We start from the raw sequence: 261 nt of genomic DNA, 5'->3' as shown, positions 1-261 counted from the left end.
ATTCCATATTCGAGCGGTGACGTGTGCCGGTCATACCATCGGCCACAACAGATGACAATAGAGATTCCAGTCCGGCAAGTATTGAGATTGTAAGTGCCGGTGAGAAGAGCTCTTGAAATTCCTGCCACGTCACGGAAGGAATCTGCGGGCTTGGAAGCGAATTCGGCAACCCGCCAAATCGGGATTGGATGGTTTCAACCGGTATTTGAAAATAGTTTACTACAATGGTTGCTAATAAAATGGCAATTAGTTGTCCTGGGA

Annotated in this window: 1 protein-coding gene; it reads right to left on the bottom strand. The window is 47.1% G+C overall.

Going from position 1 to position 261, the window contains the following annotated elements; all coding sequences use genetic code 11:
• On the bottom strand, nucleotides 1–261 hold a 261-nt coding region (locus AC6UDG_RS07670), incomplete at both ends, for a SulP family inorganic anion transporter (protein WP_500706987.1).

This window comes from Fructilactobacillus sp. X2R1C1, assembly GCF_059901435.1.
Note: the sequence above shows the minus strand (reverse complement) of the source record. Positions and strands in the feature narration are given on the sequence as shown.